Source organism: Sarcina sp. DSM 11001 (assembly GCF_900101015.1).
Taxonomy (GTDB): Bacteria; Bacillota; Clostridia; order Lachnospirales; family Lachnospiraceae; genus CAG-791.
The window spans coordinates 183,614-205,023 of record NZ_FNFZ01000002.1; the positions used below are offsets into that span (position 1 = coordinate 183,614).

Here is a 21,410-nt window from a genome sequence, read left to right on the forward strand (position 1 = left end):
AAAAGCAGGGTAGTGATATGAATTATTCCATCATCCGGCGAACGACCGGACTTGTTCTGCGGTTTGAGGCCATGTTCCTCATTCTTCCTGCCTTGACGGGATTTATATACCGCGAACTGGCCGGAGCCATTTATCTGTTACTCGCCGTTGCCTACTTTCTGCTGGGGAATCTGTTAAACCTCAGTGTCAGAAAAGATGACAGCACGGATTATTTTACCAAAGAGGGCTTTATCAGTGTCGCGATGGTCTGGATCGTGATCAGTATGTGCGGGGCGCTGCCCTTCGTTGTCTGCGGAGACATTCCGAAATATTCCGACGCTCTGTTTGAGACAGTTTCCGGCTTTACGACCACCGGTTCCAGTATCCTGACAGATGTCGAAGCGCTCAGCCACGCGAGCCTGTTCTGGAGAAGCTTTACCCACTGGGTTGGCGGCATGGGCGTTATCGTCCTTGTCCTCGCCATCATGCCCATGCGCTCCCGCAGAATGGGCAGTCAGATGCACCTGATGCGCGCGGAGAGCCCGGGACCTGTCGTCGGCAAGCTCGTCCCCAAGATCAGGGATACCGCAAAGATCCTTTACATGATCTACCTCGGGATCACAGTCACGGAGATCGTACTCCTGCTCATTGCGGGAATGCCGCTCTTTGATACCCTTTGCCTCAGCTTCGGAACAGCAGGTACCGGAGGATTCGGTGTTCTGGGAGACAGCATCGCCAGCTATCCCGTCCTGCAGCAGGCGATCATCACGATATTTATGATCCTTTTCGGCGTCAACTTTAACGCCTACTTTTATCTCTTTCTCGGAAAAGATAAAAAAGAAGCATTCCGCCTGACGGAAGTGCGCTGGTACTTCGCGATCATCGCTTTCAGCATCGTCACGATCACGATCAACATCCACGGCCTGTTTGAAAACATTTTCATGGCCTTTCACCACGCTGCCTTCCAGGTCGGATCCATTATCACGACTACCGGTTATGCGACGGCTGATTTTGACCTGTGGCCGCAGTATTCCAGGTGCCTTCTGGTCATCATCATGTTCATAGGAGCCTGCGCGGGCAGTACCGGCGGCGGGATCAAGGTATCCCGTATCATTATCCTCCTCAAGGCCTCCGGCAGGGAGATTTACCACTACCTGCATCCCAGGAGCGTCACAACCATCCGGATGGACAACAAGCCCGTGGAACAGGAGACCGTCAGGTCTGTTGTTATGTACGTGGGCGTCTATGCCGTTATTTTCACGACCTCCGTCCTCGCTGTTGCCTTCTTTGACAGCGGCCAGTCACTGGAGACCATCTTTACGGCAGTGGCGGCGACCTTCAACAACATAGGCCCCGGACTGTCTGCCGTCGGACCGACTGCCAACTTTTCCGCCCTGTCGCTGCCGACCAAGTATATTCTTATGTTTGACATGCTTGCGGGCAGACTGGAGCTCTATCCCATGCTCCTGTTATTCTATCCCCAGCGCCTCAGACACTGATCTGAAAGATAACGGTTCAAGGCTCGCTCGCGAACCTTGCGCCCGCCTGCGGGTTTCCCTTGTCCTTGTCTTGTAAAGACAAGAAAGAACAAGGGAAACATTTTCCGCACTGCGCGTGGGGCAGGAGACAGGTTATACATATGGGACTATGTTGTTCCTGATGAACCACACCGCGCGTGGGGCAGGAGACAGGGGACAAAGAACCGTCTCCTGCCTCCGGCCTTCTTTCCTACCGGCGCACTGCTTTTTTTGAAAAAACGTTTGGCAAAAAAATGTTTGAAAAAACGTTTTTGAAAAAAATTAAAAAAGTGCTTGCATTTTGGGAAATGCAACAGTATAATTATGATTCGTAGCCGGCAATCAGTCGGAAACAAACAGATAATGGGCTATAGCCAAACGGTAAGGCAGCGGACTCTGACTCCGTCATTTTGTAGGTTCGAATCCTACTAGCCCAGCTTTAAGGAAGGGTTTTATCGTCTCACAGGGGGAGGCGGTAAAATCCTTTTATTTTGTCCATGACTCTTTTGTCTATGAGTTTTTTGCCAGTGAATAGTTTGCCGGCAAATATTTTTGAAAGAGAGCTGTGATGCCGGGATCCGGACAGAGATTGAGGCAGAAGATGTGGCGGACGGAGCCCGGTCTCCGCAGGGGGCCGGGATACTTTCAGAACCTTCTGAAAACCTTGTATTTATTGGGATTGTTACAGACTGTCAGGAAGTTGTCATTCTGTGTTCTGGGATGATTGGACAAAATTGTTACGAAATCATTACATAAATTTAATGTATATTACAGGTGGACAGGTTGTTCCAACAAGTATATAATTGTATCAAACCTTTTATGTTGACCATACAGTTTTTTACAGTACGGACTCTCCCGAAGATGCAGAAGCAAAATTTGATCTGGATTTCGGGATGTTCTGTTTGGTGTGTCAAAAAAAGGATTATTTTCCTGATGTTGAAAACGGTGCCTGCCTGCGCCGGGTTTTATCCACTCAGGACGGAATATCTTAGCTGCATCTGGGTCCGGATGAGAATGGAGGGAGTTTGAAAACGGGAACGACCAGGTTCAAGAGAGCTAAAGGTATGCTGGCAGCAGCCATTACAGCAGCCGCTGTGATGACGATGGCTTTTCCAGCTTACGGAAATACCTCAATAACAGAGGATACAGTCAGTATCCCGGCAGCTGAAGCGGAGGAAAGATCACTCTCCTTTGGCGATGCGGTCAGTGCTTTATATGCCGGTTCCTCAGATATGACAGATGATATGGTTCTGGAAGCAGCCCGTCAGATCTGCTCGGAAGGAGATCTTTTGTTTTCAGAGCTGAACACAGAGGACGCGCAGGCTGTGATGAACGCTCTCTCGAGATACGAGGAAGCAAAAGCCTGTTTTATAAAGACAGAGATAAATGCATCAGAAAAAGGGGAAACGGCTCGGGAGGACATGCCCGGAGCCATTTATGATGAATGGGAAAGACAGGCTTCATTATCCAGAATGACTGTCATGGAGGATTCCTCTATCCGTGAACTGATCCCCAGATTCCGCGTGACCGGCTGCAGAGAAGAGAACGGTGTACTTTCCGTGGATGTGGATGAATGGATGACCCAGGCCTACGGCTCTGCCGGCGGATCCGGAGTCACCAATGCCTCAGCCTACAGCTATGCTTTTTCCCTCGACCTCAAGTCCGGCGGAGATGGTGCGTGGGCGCCCTGCGGAGTCAATGGGACGGAAATTAACTTTGCCTGGCTGGAAGGGGATAAAGACCCCGTCGCAGAATCCCGGCAGGTGCCTCAGGCTCTGTATGAGGTAAAATCAGATCTGTCCGCACAGACGGCGGCGTATGCGTCGATCAGGAGCCCGGCTCCTGAAGCAGAGGATGCCCTGCAGAACGACAGCGGGGAAAAGGCTGAGACCCTTTCCTTTTCTGTAGAGAAGCAGGCGGTTGTTCTGCCGGAAAGCGTACTGGAGGACGGATCCGCCTTAGATGCGGGCGTATATGAGGTTTCCAGAGGTTACAGCTACCAGATTTCCAAGGCAGTGGCCTATGGGGACCGCTATTGGAAGCATTACAACCACAGTTACCACAACTACGCGAACGAGGGAGGCGACTGCGCGAATTTTGTATCCCAGTGCCTGTATGCCGGCGGGATGCCTCGCACGGACGACTGGTTCCCCCAGTCTGTGAACTGGATCAATGTAATGGGACATATTCGTCATTTCAAGGCATACGGCTCTTTCCTGACTGCGTCAAACTCCAATGTGAGTGCAGGCAATCCGGTTTATTATGACTGGAACAGGGATGGGATCTATGATCATACAACGCTCTGCGTGGGAGTTAACTCCTCGGGAATGCCCGTGGTGGACTCGCACACGGCCAATCTCTATCATGCTCCCTGGAGTATGGGCAGTCATGCGAAACGCGGGACGATCAGGCTTCATGGAACAGGGGCGTCCTCTTCAAGCGCGCCGAAGAAAAACAGCTGGGAAACAGTCGGAGGAAAAACCTACTACATCGGATCTGACGGAAAAAGAGTCAAAAATAAATTCCTCAGGATCAACGGCGGAGTTTACTATTTCAATTCCAGCGGCGTACGGGTTACCGGCTTCTTCAAGGTTGGCTCCTACTGGCACTATGCTTCTGTCAAGACCGGGAAGCTGCTCACAGGATTCCAGTGGATCGCAGGGAAGACTTATTATTTCTCTGTCAAGAATTATGCGCGTCTGACCGGCAGGCAGTGGATCGCCGGCTATACCTATTATTTTAACGGCAAGGGTGTCCGCCAGTATGGCTTTTTGAGGATCGGAGGCAGGTACTATTATGCGGCTCCGAAAACCGGGAGATTTGTCAGGGGCTGGAAACAGATCAATGGCAAATGGTATTTCTTCGACAGGCAGACCATGGTGAGAACGACCGGCTGGAAGGTTATTGACGGACGCAGGTGTTATTTTGACTCGCAGGGTGTTCTGCGGAAGGGCAGGCACGGCTGACAGAGAGTACTTTTGCAAAAACGTATACGGAGGCACCGATGTATACTTTTGACAGCAGGGTCCGCTACAGCGAGACCAGTGCGGATGGACGGCTGACACCGGAAAAGCTGATCGATTATTTTCAGGATTGTTCAACTTTTCAGTCCGAGGATATTGGGGCAGGTGTGGAAAAGATAAGGTCGCGGAGCCTTGCATGGATGATCGTGTACTGGCGCGTGGAGATCCGCAGAATGCCGGTCCTCGGAGAGCAGATAAGAATCGGGACTCTGCCGTATGAAATGAAGGGAAGCATCGGGCTTCGTAACTTTATGATGGAAACGGCAGACGGAGAGAGACTGGCATGCGCCAATTCGGTATGGTCTCTGATCGATACTAAGACCATGCACCCTGTGCGCATTCCTGCTGATATCGTAGATGTCTATCAGTTAGGGGACCGGCTCGATATGCTTTATGATTCCCGGAAGATCCGGATCCCGGATGTTCCCGGTGAGGAAAAGCTGCCGGTCGTCGTAAAAGAATATCATCTCGATTCAAACAGACATATGAACAATGGCCAGTACGTGCGGATCGCTATGGGTTATCTGCCCCCGGAGACAGAGATCTCCGTGCTCAGGATCGATTACCGGAGACAGGCCAGACTGGGAGACAGGATCATACCTGTGGTGTATGAACTGCCTTCTCGTATAGATCCTATGACTGACCATACGGATATACTGGATACAGGGACTGCGTCGGAGAGAGAGGGCCGGACTGTCTGTGTATCACTAAATGATAATGACGGGAGACCTTATGCTGTACTTGAAATTAAAAATTGAAAACGGAAAGAAATTGTTTTCTCCGGGAGACATTGATCCGGGGAAATGTCAGGTTCCGGGTATACTGCGGCATTTACAGTCCTACGCTGAAAGGCTGGGAACTGCACCGTCTGTTAACGCAATGCTCTATTAGCGCAGAAACAATGGGAAAATGTCGAAATAAATGGCAGTATACTATCCGGAACACTAACGGAAAGGATATGTATGCTCAGAATAGGTGAAAAACAGATACTACGTATAGATAAACAAGTACCCTTTGGAGTTTACCTGACGGCTGATGTACCTAATGAACGCGTACTTCTGCCCAGGTCACAGGTGCCCGAGGGGGCAGCGATCGGCGATGAGCTGGAGGTTTTTTTATACAAAGATTCTGAGGACAGGCTGATCGCTACAAGAAAGGAACCTAAGCTTACTCTGCATCAGGTTGGCTATCTTACAGTGATCCAGGTGAGCAGGATCGGGGCGTTTCTGGACTGGGGACTGGACAAGGATCTCCTGCTTCCCTATCATGAACAGCCCAGGGAACGTGTCCAGGAAGGGCAGACAGTCCTGGTTGCCGTTTATCTGGACAAGAGTGAACGCCTGTGCGCCACCATGAATGTTTATCCCTGGCTGCGTACAGACAGTCCCTATAAGACAGGCGATCAGGTGGAGGGTGTCGTCTACGAGACAAGCCGCAATTTCGGCGCCTTTGTCGCGGTAGACAGTATCTATTCGGCATTGATCCCCAGGCGTGAGCTTACCAGAGAATACAAGGCGGGAGAAGTCATTCAGGCCCGCGTCATCGGGGTCAAACCCGACGGAAAGCTGGATCTGAGCACCAGAGAGAAGAGCTACCTTCAGATCGACACGGATATGGAGACGATCCTTAAGGCGCTCAGGGAAGGAGACGGCGCGATCCCTTTCACGGACAAGGCTTCACCTGAACTGATCCGGGAAGAGATGCATATGAGCAAGAACGAGTTCAAACGCGCAGTGGGACACTTGCTGAGAGATAATAAAATAGCCATAGAAGAAGACAGGATCGTTTTACTATGAGAAAAAGCACAGCGAAAGCTGTGCTTTTCTTGTGCCTGTTGAAGCATTCCTCCCCTTGTTCATATTGAGATTATGTTCATAATGATATCAGGGTGAAGATTTTTCAAGTATGATTTTGTCTATTATTTACAAATTTTCTTGTTATTTTTGTAGATTATTATTGATTTTTACATTAGAATAGTATTTGGGGTATTGAAAAGATGTTCATGCGGAGTCGGCTCCGCAGGAAAGAGTGGGACGCATGGTTTCTAATCAGGTTTTACAGAATACTATTGAAGGAATCAGGGACATCACACATCTGGAAATCTGCGTGATGGACGCGGAAGGAAGAGAGGTGGCATCAACGGCGCCTGTCTTTGGAGATGCTGTACATGTGATCCCTGATTTTGCGGTTTCTCCTGCTGACTCCCAGTCAGCCGGTCCTTTTCAGTTTTTCAAGGTTCTGGAGGATCAGCAGCTGGAGTATGTGCTTGTGGTATTCGGGGATTCAGATAATTCACTGCTTGTGGGAAGAATGGCGGCCTTTCAGCTGCGCGGCCTGATGGCTGCCTTTAAGGAGCGCTACGATAAAGACAGCTTTATGAAGAATCTGCTGCTGGACAATCTGCTTCTCGTCGATATCTACAGCAGGGCCAAGAAGCTCCGGATCGCTCCGGATGAAAAGAGGGTCGTCATCATCATTGAGAACGGTTCGGACAAGGACAGGAACGTCCTTGAGCTCACGCAGGAGTATATCGGCGCGGGAACATCTGATTTTGTCACGGCTGTTGATGAGACGAATGTCGTTATCGTGAAGGAACTCAGTGACCCGGAAAAGGAAAAAGAGATTGAAAAGACAGCCCTGAATGTTGAAGAACGGCTCAAAAGGGCAGGGATCACGGACATCCGTATCGCCTACGGGACTGTCGTCGATGAGATCAAGGAGGTCAGCCGGTCCTTCAAGGAAGCCAAGATGGCCCTTGATGTCAGCAAGATCTTTTTTGAAGACCGCACGGTCATTGCCTATAATGAACTCGGCATCGGGAGGCTGATTTATCAGCTGCCGATCCCCTTATGTAAAATGTTCATCAGAGAGATCTTCAAAGGAAAGAACCCCGATGAATTCGATCAGGAGACGCTTGCCACCATCAATAAGTTTTTTGAAAACAGCCTGAATGTTTCGGAGACCTCACGTCAGCTTTTTATCCACAGAAACACTCTGGTGTACCGGCTGGACAAGCTGCAGAAGAGCACCGGCCTTGATCTGCGCGTTTTTGAGGATGCCATTACTTTCAAGATCGCGCTGATGGTGGTCAAATATATGAAATACATGGAACAGTTTGATTTCTGACCGGGCAGCTCCGGAAGGACCGCTGTTTTGGGAGAAACAGCGGTATAACGGCGGACGATAGGGAATATCCCTGCAGCGGATGATTGTACCGCGGCGGATGCTGGCACTGTGACCGATCATGGTATTGTGACGGATTTATGAAGTTTTCCCTCAGCCCGTGACAAACGGCCTGAGACTTATTACAATGAATTACTGTAAAAGATTAGTGTGACGTCTCAATCATAATTAGAATTAAAATCACCATCTCGTCGCCGCCCGCTGCGTTGGTCTTCGTTCCACTACGGTCCGCGCAGAACCGATGTCCACGGGACATCGTGCGCCATCAGTCGTCGATGGGTTCACATCGACTCCTTCTTCCGCCTTGCGGGAACGACGACGATCTGGCAATTTTAACTTCAAAAATGATTGAGACGGCACACTAGCAGGCGGCTTTCCTTTATATGCTGCTTCAGGGAAGACCCGGCTGTCCGTTTACGGTAAAAGGGCTGCGGGAATGAGCCCTTATGTAAATAACCACGTACACAGCCATAGACATAATGTCAGCAGAGGATTTAAAGAAAATGAACGAAGAGATAAACAAAGAGATGCCCCTCTCCGGGGAAGAACAGGGATCATTGGAGACGCCGCAGAGTCAGCCGGTGACAGCCGCTCAGGAAGCTCCTCAGGATCCGCGAACCAGAGCAAAGAAGAAAAAAGGCCTGGGAAAGGTCCGGGTCTTTATATTGGGGATGGCTGCGGGCTTTATGCTCCTGCTCATAGCCGGGCAGCTGCTTTATCCGATCAGGACCGGAGCAGTCCAGACCGGGACAGGTCAGAGGTCCGGACCGCAAAGTGCAGTCGGCAGCGGTACGATCTCCAAGCTCAAACTTCTGGAACAGTGCATTTACGATTACTATTATGAGCCGGAGGATGTCACTCCCGAGAAACTTGAGGCGGGAATGTACAAGGGGCTCATGAATTCTCTCGGTGATCCTTATACAGAGTATTACACCCAGGAGGAATATAAGTCTCTGATGGAGGAGACAACAGGTGTCTACAAAGGCATCGGAGCGTATATCGGTCTGGATAACGACACGAACGCGCCTGTCTTTACCAGTATTATGCCGGGGACTCCCGCTGAGAAGGCAGGTCTCAGGGCCGGTGACATCATCTGCGCGGTAAACGGCAAAGATACCCTCACCATGGAGACCGCCGAGGTGGCAAGCCTTGTGAAGGGTGAAGAAGGAACGGATGTCGAGATCAAGGTGATGAGAGACGGCCAGTATGTCACAGTGACGGCGACCAGGGCGACGATCAACGTCCCCACAGTTACCTCAAAGATGCTCCCCGACAACATCGGCTATATCCAGATCACCGAGTTTGACGATGTGACACCCGCCCAGTTTGAAGAGAACCTTGCCCAGATGAAAAAAGAGGGAATGACCTCTCTGATCCTGGACCTGCGCAATAACCCGGGCGGAACAGTCACAGCCGTGACCCAGATCGCCTCAGGGATCCTTCCCGAAGGTCTGGTCTTTTATATGGAGGATAAGGACGGCAGAAAAGACGAGTATAAGTGTCCGGGAGCGGATTTTGAGTACCCTGTCGCTGTCCTTGTGAATGAGTATTCGGCGAGCGCGGCTGAGATCCTGGCGGGGGCCATTCAGGATGCGGGCATCGGAAAGCTGATCGGAACCCAGACCTACGGAAAAGGCATCGTACAGAACCTCTATCCTCTGGACGACGGCTCGGCGCTCAAGATCACGATCGCGGATTACTACACCCGCGGGGGACGCAATATCCACAAGGTAGGGATCGAACCCGACTACATCGTGGAGCTGGATGCGGAAAAATATGAAAAGGATGAGACCGACACGCAGCTTGAGAAAGCCAAAGAAGTCCTTCTGAACGCGGAGTAAGCAAAGAAACAGACAAAAAAGCGAGTAAACAAGAGAGTAAACAAGCAAGTAAAAAAGCAAGTAAAAAAGCAAGAAATAAAGTTAAATACAAAAGTAATTTGAAAAGCAGATAAAGAACAGAAACACGAAAAACACATATGCAGAATGAATGCGATACCTGCGCTTATTGCGCATATGACGAAGAATACGGAGATTATTTGTGTGAAATCGATATGGACGAGGACGAATACGTGAAATTCCTGACGGATTCACATTACTCCTGTCCTTATTACAGGAACGGCGATGAATATGCCGTCGTCCGGCATCAGATGTAAGACCGTGATCTTCCGGATTTTGTAATTGACGTCACCTGGTGGTGGTCTGTTATTTTGGTTCGTTTATATTTATAATTGTTCGTTTAAAAAGGGAGGTTGTGTAATGGGACTTATTTTAGCAGCAGGCGCTTCTCTCAGTTCTGTGCTTGGAGATCAGTGGAAGGATTATTTCTACTGCTCGGAAATGCCGGCGAACGTACTTGTCCGCAAGGGTGAGCATCATACAGGCAAGTCCGGGCTTCTGAACAGAGGCGGAAGTGAGAACATCATCACAAACGGATCCACGGTCGTTGTGAATGAGGGACAGTGCATGATCATTGTAGATCAGGGCGCGATCGTCGACATCTGTGCGGAACCGGGTGCCTATACCTATGACACCTCCAGTGAGCCCAGTATCTTTACCAGCGGGCTCGGCAAGGGCATCAAGGAGAGCTTCAAGAAGTTTGCGGCCCGTGTCGCCCATGGCGGCGTGACAGCCCATGATCAGAGAGTCTATTATTTCAACACCAAGAATATCATTGGAAACAAGTACGGGACGGCCAGTCCGGTTCCTTTCCGTGTCGTCGACAGGAATATCGGCCTGGATCTGGACATTTCCATCCGCTGCTTCGGCGAATATGTCTATAAAATGACAGACCCCATCCTGTTCTACAAGAATGTCTGCGGCAATGTGGACAGGGACTATACCCGCGACAAGATCGAAGATCAGCTGCGCTCGGAGCTTCTGACCGCCCTGCAGCCGGCTTTCGCCAGGATCTCCGATCAGGGGATCCGCTACAGCTCCCTGCCCGGACACACGAGAGAACTGTCCGAGGCGCTCAATACGGAACTGTCCTCGACCTGGGGACAGGTCTACGGTATTGAGATCGTCACCTGCGGGGTGAGCAGTGTCAAGGCCTCTGAGGAGGACGAGCAGGCCATCAAGAACCTGCAGCTCGGCCTTGCGGCAGGCGGCAATGCAGCCATCGCCGCTGGTATGACAGTCCAGGCAAATGCGCAGGCGATGAAGGATGCCGCAAAGAACGCGAACGGCGCGATGATGGGATTCGCCGGCATGGGCATGGCCCAGCAGGCCGGCGGCGTCAATGTCGGCCAGCTTATGCAGCAGGCCCAGGCCCAGCAGCAGGCAGCAGCCCAGATGCAGCCTGCCGGCGCGGCTTCTGCCGGATGGACCTGCCCTTCCTGCGGACACAAGGGAAATACAGGGAAGTTCTGCAGCAACTGCGGTTCGGCGAAACCGGCTGAGCCCGAAGAGTGGACCTGCCCTGCCTGCGGACAGACCGGAAACAAGGGCAAATTCTGCCCTTCCTGCGGTGCGGCAAAACCTGTTGCGAGCGCCGAATGGACCTGCCCTGCCTGCGGACAGACCGGCAATACAGGCAAGTTCTGCTCAGGATGCGGAAAGCCCAGACCCTGAACCCGGCCCATTCATTGATCTGACGTGAGAGGTTTCCAGCGCTTTCTGCGCGAAAACCCGAGTGAAACGAAGTGAAGCAGGGGACGGTTCCTCGTTCCACTTCAAAGTGGAGCGGGAAACCGTCCCTGCTTTATTGGAGGAAATATGGCGGAGCAGGTCACCAATTATCAGTGTCCGGCATGTACCGGCCCGCTGCGTTTTGACGCCGGGACCGGAAAACTGAAGTGCGATTACTGCGGAAGCTCCTTTACTGTGCAGGAGATCGAGAAGCTTTACGCCGACAAAAATGCCGCGGCGGAAAAGGCAAAGGAAGAAGCCGATAAAAAAGCTGAGAAAAAGGCTGAAAAAAAGGCTGAAAAGGAAGCCTCGGGGCCCTCAGCCGGAAAGGATGCAGCGGCAAAGGAAAATACCGGCAGCGCTGAGAATGCCCGGGAGGGATGGGGAAAAGATGCCGCTAAAATGCGGGCCTATAACTGTACCTCCTGTGGAGCCGAACTCATCTGTGATGAGACCACAGCAGCCACAAAGTGTCCCTATTGCGGGAACAATACGATCATTCCCGGTCAGTTCGCGGGAACCCTGAAACCGGACTACGTCATTCCTTTCAGGAAGGAAAAGAAGGAGGCGGTGGATGCCCTGAAAAACTATTATAAGGGCAAAATGCTTCTGCCGGGCTCCTTCAGCAATTCCAACCATCTTGAGGAGATCAAGGGAGTCTATGTCCCCTTCTGGCTTTACAGCGGGCATGTCGATGCGCGCGGTCTTTATGACGCAAGGCAGGATGAGATCCACCGCGAAGGGGAGTATGAGGTCACCAGATCCAGACACTATGAGGCGGACAGGGAAGGTACTGTGAGCTTCAGCAGGATCCCGGCAGATGCTTCTTCAAAAATGCCGGATGACCTGATGGACAGCATTGAGCCCTTTGATTACTCGGAGATCACGGATTTTTCCCTTTCCTATATGCCCGGTTATCTGGCCAACAAATATGACGTCGGCAAAAAGGAATGCGGCAGACGGGCAGAGGAGCGCGCCAGGCACAGCGCTGCTGATGAGCTGCAGGCAACGGTGCAGGGATACACCAGTGTGACTGCCAGGACCCATGAGGAAAAGGCCGTCAGCGAAAAGGTTGAATACGCGGTATTCCCGGTCTGGCTGCTGAGCACACAGTGGGAGGGACAGAATTTTCTCTTTGCCATGAACGGACAGACCGGAAAGATGATCGGCAATCTCCCTGTGTCAAAGGCCAGACAGGCCATCTGGTTCCTGGGATCCTTTGTCATTTTCCTGCTTATTTTCGGATCCTTTCTCCTTACCGGGGAAGATACGACGGCGTCCTCATATGTGATCGCGGCAGCGTTTGCCCTGATCCCCTCTGTGATCCTCAATATGGTCCTCGTCTCCCAGATGAAGCCGGTCGCCCGGGAGAGCAGGGCGGCTGCCTATGCCGCGTCAGGAGGGGTCCGGCTGCGTGTAAAAAACGACCGGTACATCCGCACGACGGAATCCCGCGTAAAGCTCCAGAACAGGCAGGAACCCGGCGGCGGTGTCAATCACGGCAGGCCCCCTCACGGGCACAGATGATTAGTGAACATGGTGGTTTGTCCTCCTGACGGGACAGCGATAAGGGCAGTATTTTTAAGTTAAAAACAATCCGGCCTTTATAATTACAATGATCAAGACGGCACAATAGATTTTTGACATAGGCAGAGGGACGGTGTCTTACCGTCCCGTTGTCTTATAAGAGAAGTCAGACTTATGAGAAGAGAAAATACCGGAAGGACCAGGACTGTTATTATTCTGTCGGCCATGACAGCGGGACTGTGCCTCCTTCTCCTGCTTGTTTATATTCGGTTTGACCGGAGCCGGACCCTGTACAGAGCCCTGCAGGCACTGGACAGCGCCCCGCTCACTTTCAGTGCGGACAGCGGCTTTTATGAGGAGGGATTCACACTTACCCTGGAACCGGACAGCAGCATTCCCGTAAAAGACGGCATAGAGATCCGCTATACAGTGAATGGAGACGAGCCCACTGATGAGAGCAGGTTGTATGACGGCGGGATCGATCTGTCAGATGTGATCGAGGAGCTTCAGGCGGAAGCTGCGCGCACGGAGGAAAAAAAGAAGGAAGTCATCCAGCAGGCAGATGCTGAGGCGGAAGCAACCCGGCTCGCTCAGGAGCAGAAATCCGCTCAGGACCTTCAGAAAGCCGGGGATCAGAAAGCCGGTGAGGAGAAAGAACCGGAGAACGGCGAAGAGATCAGGCCCGGACTTGAAGAGGGAAGAGAAGCCTGGCAGAAGTCATTATGGACCGCGGCCGCCGACAGCGGGCTGCGCCCGGAGCGGGAAGAGGACGGGATCCGGGTGATCCCCATCCGCGCCTGCCTGGTCCAGGGGGAGGACAGAAGCCCCATTGTCACCAGGACCTACGTGATAGGCAGAGGGGTGAAGAGCCGCTATGATGTTTATGTCGCCAGTGTCGTGACGGATTCATTCAATCTTTTCGATTATGACCTGGGGATCATGATCCCCGGAAGCCATTATGAAAAAGATGTGAAAAACGGAGTCCGGCCGGACCGGGCAGGCAATTTTTACCAGAATGGGGATGACTGGATCAAGAACGGTCACGTGACCCTGTTTTCTCCGGACGGAGAAGTGCTCCTCGAGGAGGACACCGGCCTCTCTATCGCCGGTTACAGCTCGCGGATCCTTCCCACCAGGACCTTCCGGGCAGAGGCCTCAAAAGAAAAGGGGACGTCTGACGACTATTTCCACCTGGATATTTTTGACCAGGATGCTTCCATTGATGCCTTTCAGAAGATCAAATTCCGGTCCCACGGGATCCCTCAGTTTCATATCCGCAGCGTCCGCAATCAATATGCAAAGGAGCTTACGGACGAAGCGGGCTTCCCTGGACTGCCGCAGAACTGCCTGGGTGTCATGTTCCTGAACGGGGACTTCTATACAGTCTGTGACCTGACCCCGAGCACAACGAAGGACTATGTATGCCGGCTGTTCGGCCTGAATGTCCCGGACGGAATCGAAAAATACAGCGGGAGCGATGTGGATGTCTATACCAGGACAAAGATCATCAAACTGTTCACAGCGGACCTGACTCAGCAGAAGAACCAGAGGGCGCTTGAAGCGGCGGTGGATATGGACAATTACCTCTTCTATTTTGCCCTGGAGGTCCTCTTTAACAATGCCGACTGGCCCTACAACAACGTGACGGTCTGGAGATATCTCGGCGAAGAGAATCCGGAAAATCCGTATTCCGACGGCCGCATCCGTTTTCTGGTCGAGGACATGGACCAGATCCTCTCCAATGATCTCCACGGTGATCCGACCCGGTGGTCCGCTGAGCTGATCGACTATCTGATGAAGGATAAAGGGAACACTTTTTATCATGTGATGTCCTGCACAAGGTACAGGGATACCTTCCTGACCTATGTGGAGGACCTCCTCCGGACGGCCTTTGAGCCGGGGCATGCCTGCGCGGTTCTGGACCGTCTCTACGGAGAGCTGAAGGACGAGTATATCAGGGACTACGGCCGGGAGTTCTGGACAGAGATGGAGCGGACCGCCGAGATCACCAAAAACAACGTGCGGGAAAAAGAAGGCCTCTATCGGGAGAATATCAAAAAGTACATGGGGCTTTCTGAACGATATCCTGTTGAGATCCAGGCAGACCAGGGAATCTCCGTCACCTGGAACAACATGATGGTGGGGCCCGGACAGAGCTGGTCCAATAAATACTACAGCGGAACTTCCTTTACAGTGACAGCGGAGCCGGCTGAAGGCTATCGGTTTGCGGGCTGGGAGATCGACGGAAAACCGGCAGAAGAAAAAGCACTGTCAGGCGGGGACGGCAGATCGGTAGTGATCAGCGGCCCCGTGACAGTGCGTGCTCTCTCGGAAAAGATAAAATAAAAAGAAATAAAATAAAGGCAGTAAAATAAAGGCAGGATCAAAGATCCCGGAAGTGGAACTGACTGCGGCCGCTGGCATAATCGCCGACAATCTGGCCGTTTCCGCGGAGGGTATATTTGTAGGTGACCAGGCCCTCGACACCGACAGGACCGCGGGCGTGGAGCTTGCTGGTGCTGATCCCTACCTCGGCGCCGAAGCCGTAGCGGAAGCCGTCGGCAAAGCGGGTGGAACAGTTGCGGTAGACACCTGCCGAATCGACCATCTGGAGGAAACGTTCAGCGGCGGCGTCATCTCTGGTGAGGATGGAATCTGTATGGTGGGAACCATAGCGATTGATATGATCGATCGCCTCCTCGACGTCGGCAACGACCTTCAGAGAGACGATCATGTCCAGGTATTCCGTCCGGAAATCATCTTCGCTCATAATGTCCATGGCATTGATCTCAGCCGCAGTCTCAGAGGAACGCGCGATCAGGTTTTCTGCCTCCTGAGTGCCGCGGAGCCTGACACCGGCCCTTGCGAGCGAGCGGGCGAGACGGGGCAGGAAGACCGGAGCGATCTCGCGGTGTACGAGGATGGTTTCGACCGCATTGCAGGCTGCGGTGTACTGGGTCTTGGCATCGATAATGACCTGGACCGCCATCTCCTCGTCCACATCCCTGTCCACATAGATGTGGCAGATTCCGTCCGCGTGACCCATGACAGGAATCTTTGTATTGTTCATGATGTACTGCACAAACTGGTTGGAGCCCCTGGGGATGAGCAGATCGACATCCTTTTCGCACTGCAGGAGCTCGTCGATCTCATTGTGGAGCTCTGCCTGCACAAGGCAGGAATCAGGAAGGCCGGCCGAGACGGCTGCGTCATGAATGATCGAAAACAGCACGCGGTTTGTACGGGCGGTCTCACGCCCTCCCTTGAGGATCGCGCAGTTGCCGCTCTTGATGCAGAGCGTGGAGATCTGGACCAGGGCATCCGGGCGGGCTTCAAAGATTACGCCGATGACACCGATGGGCACACTGATCCTCTCCAGGACCAGTCCTTTATCAAGCTCGCGGCGCAGGAGAGAACGGCCGACCGGATCCGGAAGAGAGATCAGCTGGTCGATTCCCCTGCAGACATCCTCCAGCTTAGCCTCATTGAAATAGAGACGCTTCATGACAGCAGAAGAGATCCCGTCTTCTTCAGCAGCCCGGCAGTCCTGGGAATTTGCTGCGAAGATTTCTTCTTTCTTTTCCTTCAGCGCATCCGCGATCTTTTGCAGGGCTGCATTGCGAAGGTCTGCAGAAGATGCCGCCAGGACAGGCGCAGCCAGTTTCATTTTTCTCGCTTCTTCTCGAATATCCATAAATTTCCTCCTCCCGGGGGTATGTGATCAGCAATCAGGAACTGACCGGTGTGATTCAAGAACAGCTCCTGATTTTTTTGATTTTTCCACATCATTTATTCACGTCATTTATGATAGGTCCTTCCATTCAGGATCATGAATCCCCTGTAGATCTGTTCGAGGATCAGGACCCGCGTCATCAGGTGGGTAAAGGTCAGGTCAGACAGTTTCCACCGCAGATCCGCCCTTTTTTTCAGGGCGGTTCCGGGGCCGAGGGAACCGGCGATGACAAAGACCAGATCTCCGCCCTTCTGTCCTGCCAGCTGCTGCCAGTCCTTCAGTCTGCAGGCAAATCCCTCGCTGTCCCACATGCGTCCGTCCAGATCCAGCAGGACGACCAGATCGGGATCCCGGAGCCGGCCAAGGGCCCGCTCTGCCTCGGAATCCTTTATACGGGAAGCTTCGGCTTCCCGCTCCGCGTGCGCATTGGACTCATCCTTTACCTCAATGATCTCTACCCTGGTGAAGGCGGAGATCCGTCTGACATATTCTGACGAAAGAGCCTGGAGGGATTTGTCTTTCATTTTTCCGATACATAGTATTTTAATCATAGTGATGAGAAATATCCTATAGCCGGCGGTCGGAACGGCAGACTGCCCTGCCGCACAGTGGACGGTTCCGTACGGTATATATTAACAGGAAGCGGGCGGAAATACAATTGAGGAATATCTGCAATCAGCCTGTTTGCATTCATTCAGGCTGTTTGTAATCAGGCTGTCTGCAATCAGGCTGTCTGCATTCATTCAGGCTGTTTGTAATCAGGCTGTCTGCAATCAGGCTGTCTGCATTTAGCCTGTTAAATTCAGGTGCTTGCATTCAAGTGTTTGCATTCAGGTGTTTGCATTCAGAACTGCGGGAAGGATTTGTGAACATTGCCGGCCCCTGAGATGTAATCCATACAACAGTCGTAATGCCTCGCAAGAAGGATGAGCCTTTCCAGGGGTATGCGGAGTCTTCCGGTTTCGTAATCGCTGTAGGTGCGCTGTGAGATTTTCAGGAGTCCGGCGACCTCTTTCTGGGAATATTTACTTTGCTTTCTGAGTATCCGGATCCGTTCATTCCATTTTCCTGTCCTATGCTGCATGTATCTGCTCCTTTCGTCTTTTCTGCCTGTTTATTCTTCATCGCGCAATATCCTCGGGCGGGTCTTGAATCCTGCATGTTTGTGAACAAGAGGTATAACCCCAACTATAAAGATAAATAAATCTGCAGCATTGGCGGGACCAGTACCGGTCCACCTTGACGCAGCGGGCACGGATTGTCGTTTTTTTGTACGTGCTTGTCTCATTGTTATGCGCACATCCATTCTTTTCTCTGCTATAATGGAACCATGGAAACACCTATTGATTTCGGTAAGGAATTTTTACATACATTTTTTGATCAGCGTGACGCGGACGCCTGTCAGGGCATGCTTGCAGGGGATCTGGTCTGGATCACACCGGAGAATATGCACCATTTTCTCTCGGAGGGAGCTGTGCTCTCGTTTCTCAGAAAGAAGATCGAAGAAGATGGGGAATCGAGATATGTAGATCTGGTCTCGATCAAGAGTTCTCCGAGCGCGGATAATATCATGACGGTGGCATACGAGATCAATCTTGTATCAAGGGAAGAGGATAAGCCACTTCATCTGCGGTGTTCCATGGCTATCTGCAGGCGGGGGAGACGTCTGGAGATCACGTTTTTACATTTTTCAAAAAAATCAGAGCGGGACGGCAGCGAGCAGCTTCGGGAATTTGTCATGAACCTGCCCTGCGGTGTGATGATCCTCGCGTGTCTGGACGGCCGCCGCGAAGAGGCCATTTTTTATAATGAGTATTTCGCCCGTAAACTGCGCTACAGGGAGGATGAGTTTGCCCGGGCAGTCAGCCGGAATCCGTTTTTTATGACTTCGGAGGAGGACCGGGAGAGGATCCACAGCCAGATCGGGCAGGCGAGGGAAAAGGGAGGCAGTCTGGCTGTCAATCTCCGGGTATATCGCAAGGATGGGAACAGTTTTTATTACAGAATGACGGGATCTCCGGTTTTTCAGGCAGACGGAGGGACCGTGTTTTATTGTATTTTCCAGGAGACGACCGGGTTTCAACTGACGGCGGCCAGGCTTCAGGGCCGTCTCGACTCGGTGACCGAGATCCTGCGCCAGGTCCCTGAAGGGATCTGTGTGATCGAGTATCCGCCGCAGGATGCTGATGAAAAAAATCCGTCCGTATCCGGGGAAACAGACAGAGGACCAGACGGAGAAAAGAAGGAGCTTTCCGACGACAGTGATGTCAAAGTCTACCGGAAGGGAAAGAAAAAAGACGCGGCAAAAAGCAGGACTTATGCATCCGGGGCGGCTGCGCCTGTCCTGGCGGAAACAGTCGGTCCGGTCAGTTTTGCGAAAGCATCGGATACAACATCGGATACAATAAACCTGAATCCGTCAAAAGATTCGGATACGGTCAGTCTGAGTCCTCTGAACGGGACGAAGCAAGGGCAGGCGGAAGGTGATCCGGAACAGCTGCCGGGGAAAGAGCAGGGGAGTCCGGACAACGGGGCTTCCAGGAGCGGAAAAGAAAAGAAAAAGAGCAGCAGGGTCTTTTATCTGAGCAGGAACCTTCCCGCCATGTTCGGTGTCTCAAACAGCGCTTTTACCAGAAATATCCTCCAGGATCCGTTTTACGGGCTGGAGATGACCAGTATCACACGGGACAGGCTTCTGTATTCCCCGATTTTTCAGCCGGAAAAAGCGGGAGCGGGCAGGGCGGTTTCCTGCGGAATTTTCCGTATGAGAAGGCCGGACGGGAAGTCACTGCGGCTGGAGCTGGCAGCCAGAAAAATAAAAAGTGCGGAGGGCGCCACGCGGCTGTTCCTGTTTTATTTTGACCGGGAAGAACAGCAGCAGGATACAGAGAACCGCATAGACCGCGCCATGAAGATGGGCCGTGCCGGTCAGGACCAGCTTCGCGAAGAACTGCGTAAGGCCAGAGAGGCCTCGGCACGCAGGGAGAGCGAGCTTGCCGCTGCGGCAAAGGAAGCCGGGGAAAAATATCAACAGGAGATCGCCAGGATCGAAGGGCAGCTCGTGGAGGAAAAGAACCGGAGCGCGATCATGGCCCGGAGACTCGACAAGAACGGCGTGGAGAAAACCAGGCTGAAGGAAGACCTGAAAAAGGCCAGGACAGATGCCTCCATGCGGATCCGCGGTCTTCAGAGCGAAATGGAGCGCAGGGTAAAGGAGGCAGAGAAGAGCCTGGCTGCGGCACAGGAAGAAGCGGCCGCAAAAATAGAGGAAGCGCAGAGATATTCTTCCGCGGAAATGGAAAAATCAGAACAGAGGGCAAAGGACGCGGAAGCCGCGCGCCGGATCCTGGAGGAACAGCTGAAGGAGGCTCAGGAGAGGAACAGACTTCTCCAGGACCAGCTCCAGGAGGAAAAAACAAGGCGCCTGTTGCTGGAGGAAAGATCCGGGAAAGAGGAAAGATCCGGGAAAGAGGAAACATTCGGGAAAGAGAAAGAATCCGGAAGAGAGGAAGGATCCGGGAAAGAGAGAGGATTCAGAAAAGAAGAAACTCAGGGAATTCCGCGGATGGCCGGTCATACGCCTGCAGACATACCTGCTGACGGGGACTGGATGACTGAGAACGATCCTCTCACAGTTTTTTCTACGATCGGGCTGGATACTGACAGTCCAGTCCGTTCTTCAGGCAGCTTTGATCAGGCTGTTCTGATCCCGGGGAGCATTCCGCGCGGAAGCGGCCGGGGAGCGGGTGCAGCAGCCGCTGTGTACGGCTCCGCCATGCTGGCTGCGCCGCGGCAGATTTTCCAGACACAGGAAGCGGCAAAAGGACAGGCTCAACAGAGCCTTACAGGAGACCTGGAGTTTTTCCTTCAGCAGCCGGCGGCATCGGAGCTTATGACTGCTGAGGAGAGAGATCTATATACAGAAAAAAGAATACGTGTGAGGGAATCGGACAAGGCAAAGCACAGGCTTCGGAGACTTATGAACAGAGCCTCTTCCTATGTCAGGACTCCGCAGGAGGCAAAAGAGATCAGGGCCAGCCGTGAAGATACAAAATACGGTTATCAGATCCGCTGCGGCCGTGAGAACATCGGCCTGCTCATGGAGGATTTTCTGGACGCCGCTTCTGAGTTTTCCCTTCTGCGGGAACAGGTATTTTCACCGGAGAGCTTTTTACAGAACATCATGATCTACGAAGGGATGGCCTGTGCGGAAAAGGGAATCTTCCTGAGACTGAACCTGGAAAGCCGGCTCCCGGATTCTGTGGCAGGTTTCCGGGGACTCTTCCAGCGTGCCCTGTGCGGCCTGGTGGAGAACTCGATCGCCCACACAGAGCGGGGCGGCAGGATCGCTGTCCTTGTCAGGGCGGACAGACCGTCCGAGGGACGGGTCAACCTGCATATTCGTGTCGAGGACAACGGCGAGGGAATCCCTGCGGACAGAATGCAGACTATTTTTGAAGCGGAAAAAAGCCCGGAGAATGACAACGTGGTCCGCTCAGGACTCTTTGCGGCGCGGGAGGCGGCCGCTCTGATGGGCGGCAGTATTCACGCGCGCAGCCGGGAAGGGTCAACCCGTTTTCTGCTGACCGTTTCCCTGCGTGTTCATCAATAAATACGACCCGGGAATATTCATCAGTAAGCCTTGATCAATGAATATTTCCTGGATCATCCCTTGATCAATGAATATTCATCTGGAAAAAACCGGCAGTGACGGCAATTCAGAGAAAAAACCGGCAGCACATAACCAGCCGGAGGCATAGCAAAGCCATCATGCCTGCGGTAAACCGCGGAGTACAAGCACGGAGTACAAGCACGGAGC

14 protein-coding genes and 1 tRNA gene are annotated in these 21,410 nt (G+C 52.5%); 12 read left to right on the forward strand and 3 right to left on the reverse strand.

The features are described 5' to 3' along the window. Nucleotides 1–17 precede the first annotated feature (17 nt). The 11 genes from BLT02_RS01645 (at nt 18) to BLT02_RS01700 (ending at nt 15,204) form a co-directional block, all read left to right on the forward strand. Nucleotides 18–1,478, forward strand: coding sequence for a TrkH family potassium uptake protein (locus BLT02_RS01645; protein WP_092991122.1), 1,461 nt, complete (start codon nt 18–20; stop codon nt 1,476–1,478). Nucleotides 1,479–1,860: 382 nt separating this feature from the next. Further along, a tRNA-Gln gene (locus BLT02_RS01650) sits at nt 1,861–1,933 on the forward strand. Between the two features lie 588 nt (nt 1,934–2,521). Beyond that, nucleotides 2,522–4,462 carry an amidase domain-containing protein gene (locus BLT02_RS01665; RefSeq protein WP_139187353.1) on the forward strand — a complete coding sequence of 647 codons (1,941 nt, stop codon included), beginning with the start codon at nt 2,522–2,524 and terminating at the stop codon, nt 4,460–4,462. Between the two features lie 38 nt (nt 4,463–4,500). Further along, entirely contained in the window at nt 4,501–5,277 is a 777-nt protein-coding gene (locus BLT02_RS01670) for an acyl-[acyl-carrier-protein] thioesterase (RefSeq protein WP_092991126.1), read from the forward strand. A gap of 204 nt (nt 5,278–5,481) precedes the next feature. After that, entirely contained in the window at nt 5,482–6,315 is an 834-nt protein-coding gene (locus BLT02_RS01675) for a CvfB family protein (RefSeq protein ID WP_092991127.1), read from the forward strand. A gap of 241 nt (nt 6,316–6,556) precedes the next feature. Continuing rightward, nucleotides 6,557–7,645 carry a PucR family transcriptional regulator gene (locus BLT02_RS01680; protein ID WP_092991128.1) on the forward strand — a complete coding sequence of 363 codons (1,089 nt, stop codon included), beginning with the start codon at nt 6,557–6,559 and terminating at the stop codon, nt 7,643–7,645. Between the two features lie 560 nt (nt 7,646–8,205). Continuing rightward, complete coding sequence (locus tag BLT02_RS01685) at nt 8,206–9,543, forward strand: S41 family peptidase (RefSeq protein WP_175453640.1); 1,338 nt, start codon at nt 8,206–8,208, stop codon at nt 9,541–9,543. 137 nt (nt 9,544–9,680) lie between these two features. Then, the gene (locus BLT02_RS17040; protein WP_175453641.1) at nt 9,681–9,857 is read left to right on the forward strand and encodes a DUF6472 family protein; all 177 of its coding nucleotides are present in this window, start codon (nt 9,681–9,683) and stop codon (nt 9,855–9,857) included. 103 nt (nt 9,858–9,960) lie between these two features. Then, nucleotides 9,961–11,274: an SPFH domain-containing protein gene (locus BLT02_RS01690; protein ID WP_092991130.1), complete on the forward strand. Its 1,314-nt coding sequence runs from the start codon at nt 9,961–9,963 to the stop codon at nt 11,272–11,274. A 144-nt stretch (nt 11,275–11,418) separates the two neighbouring features. Further along, nucleotides 11,419–12,858: a TFIIB-type zinc ribbon-containing protein gene (locus BLT02_RS01695; protein WP_175453642.1), complete on the forward strand. Its 1,440-nt coding sequence runs from the start codon at nt 11,419–11,421 to the stop codon at nt 12,856–12,858. Nucleotides 12,859–13,032: 174 nt separating this feature from the next. After that, nucleotides 13,033–15,204, forward strand: coding sequence for a CotH kinase family protein (locus BLT02_RS01700; RefSeq protein WP_092991131.1), 2,172 nt, complete (start codon nt 13,033–13,035; stop codon nt 15,202–15,204). Nucleotides 15,205–15,241: 37 nt separating this feature from the next. Here the strand turns inward: BLT02_RS01700 and BLT02_RS01705 are convergent, their stop codons facing one another. From BLT02_RS01705 to BLT02_RS01715, 3 genes are all read right to left on the reverse strand, one after another. Further along, a complete protein-coding gene (locus BLT02_RS01705; protein ID WP_092991132.1) occupies nt 15,242–16,552 on the reverse strand; it encodes a glutamate-5-semialdehyde dehydrogenase in 1,311 nt (436 codons plus the stop codon). Between the two features lie 104 nt (nt 16,553–16,656). Beyond that, nucleotides 16,657–17,142 (reverse strand): 23S rRNA (pseudouridine(1915)-N(3))-methyltransferase RlmH, encoded by a 486-nt coding sequence (locus BLT02_RS01710; protein ID WP_092991133.1) that lies wholly within the window; start codon nt 17,140–17,142, stop codon nt 16,657–16,659. Between the two features lie 293 nt (nt 17,143–17,435). Next, the gene (locus BLT02_RS01715) at nt 17,436–17,675 is read right to left on the reverse strand and encodes a helix-turn-helix domain-containing protein (protein WP_092991134.1); all 240 of its coding nucleotides are present in this window, start codon (nt 17,673–17,675) and stop codon (nt 17,436–17,438) included. 246 nt (nt 17,676–17,921) lie between these two features. Between BLT02_RS01715 and BLT02_RS01725 the strand changes: the two genes are divergently transcribed. Continuing rightward, entirely contained in the window at nt 17,922–21,203 is a 3,282-nt protein-coding gene (locus BLT02_RS01725; protein ID WP_092991136.1) for a PAS domain-containing sensor histidine kinase, read from the forward strand. The last annotated feature ends 207 nt before the right edge of the window (nt 21,204–21,410 follow it).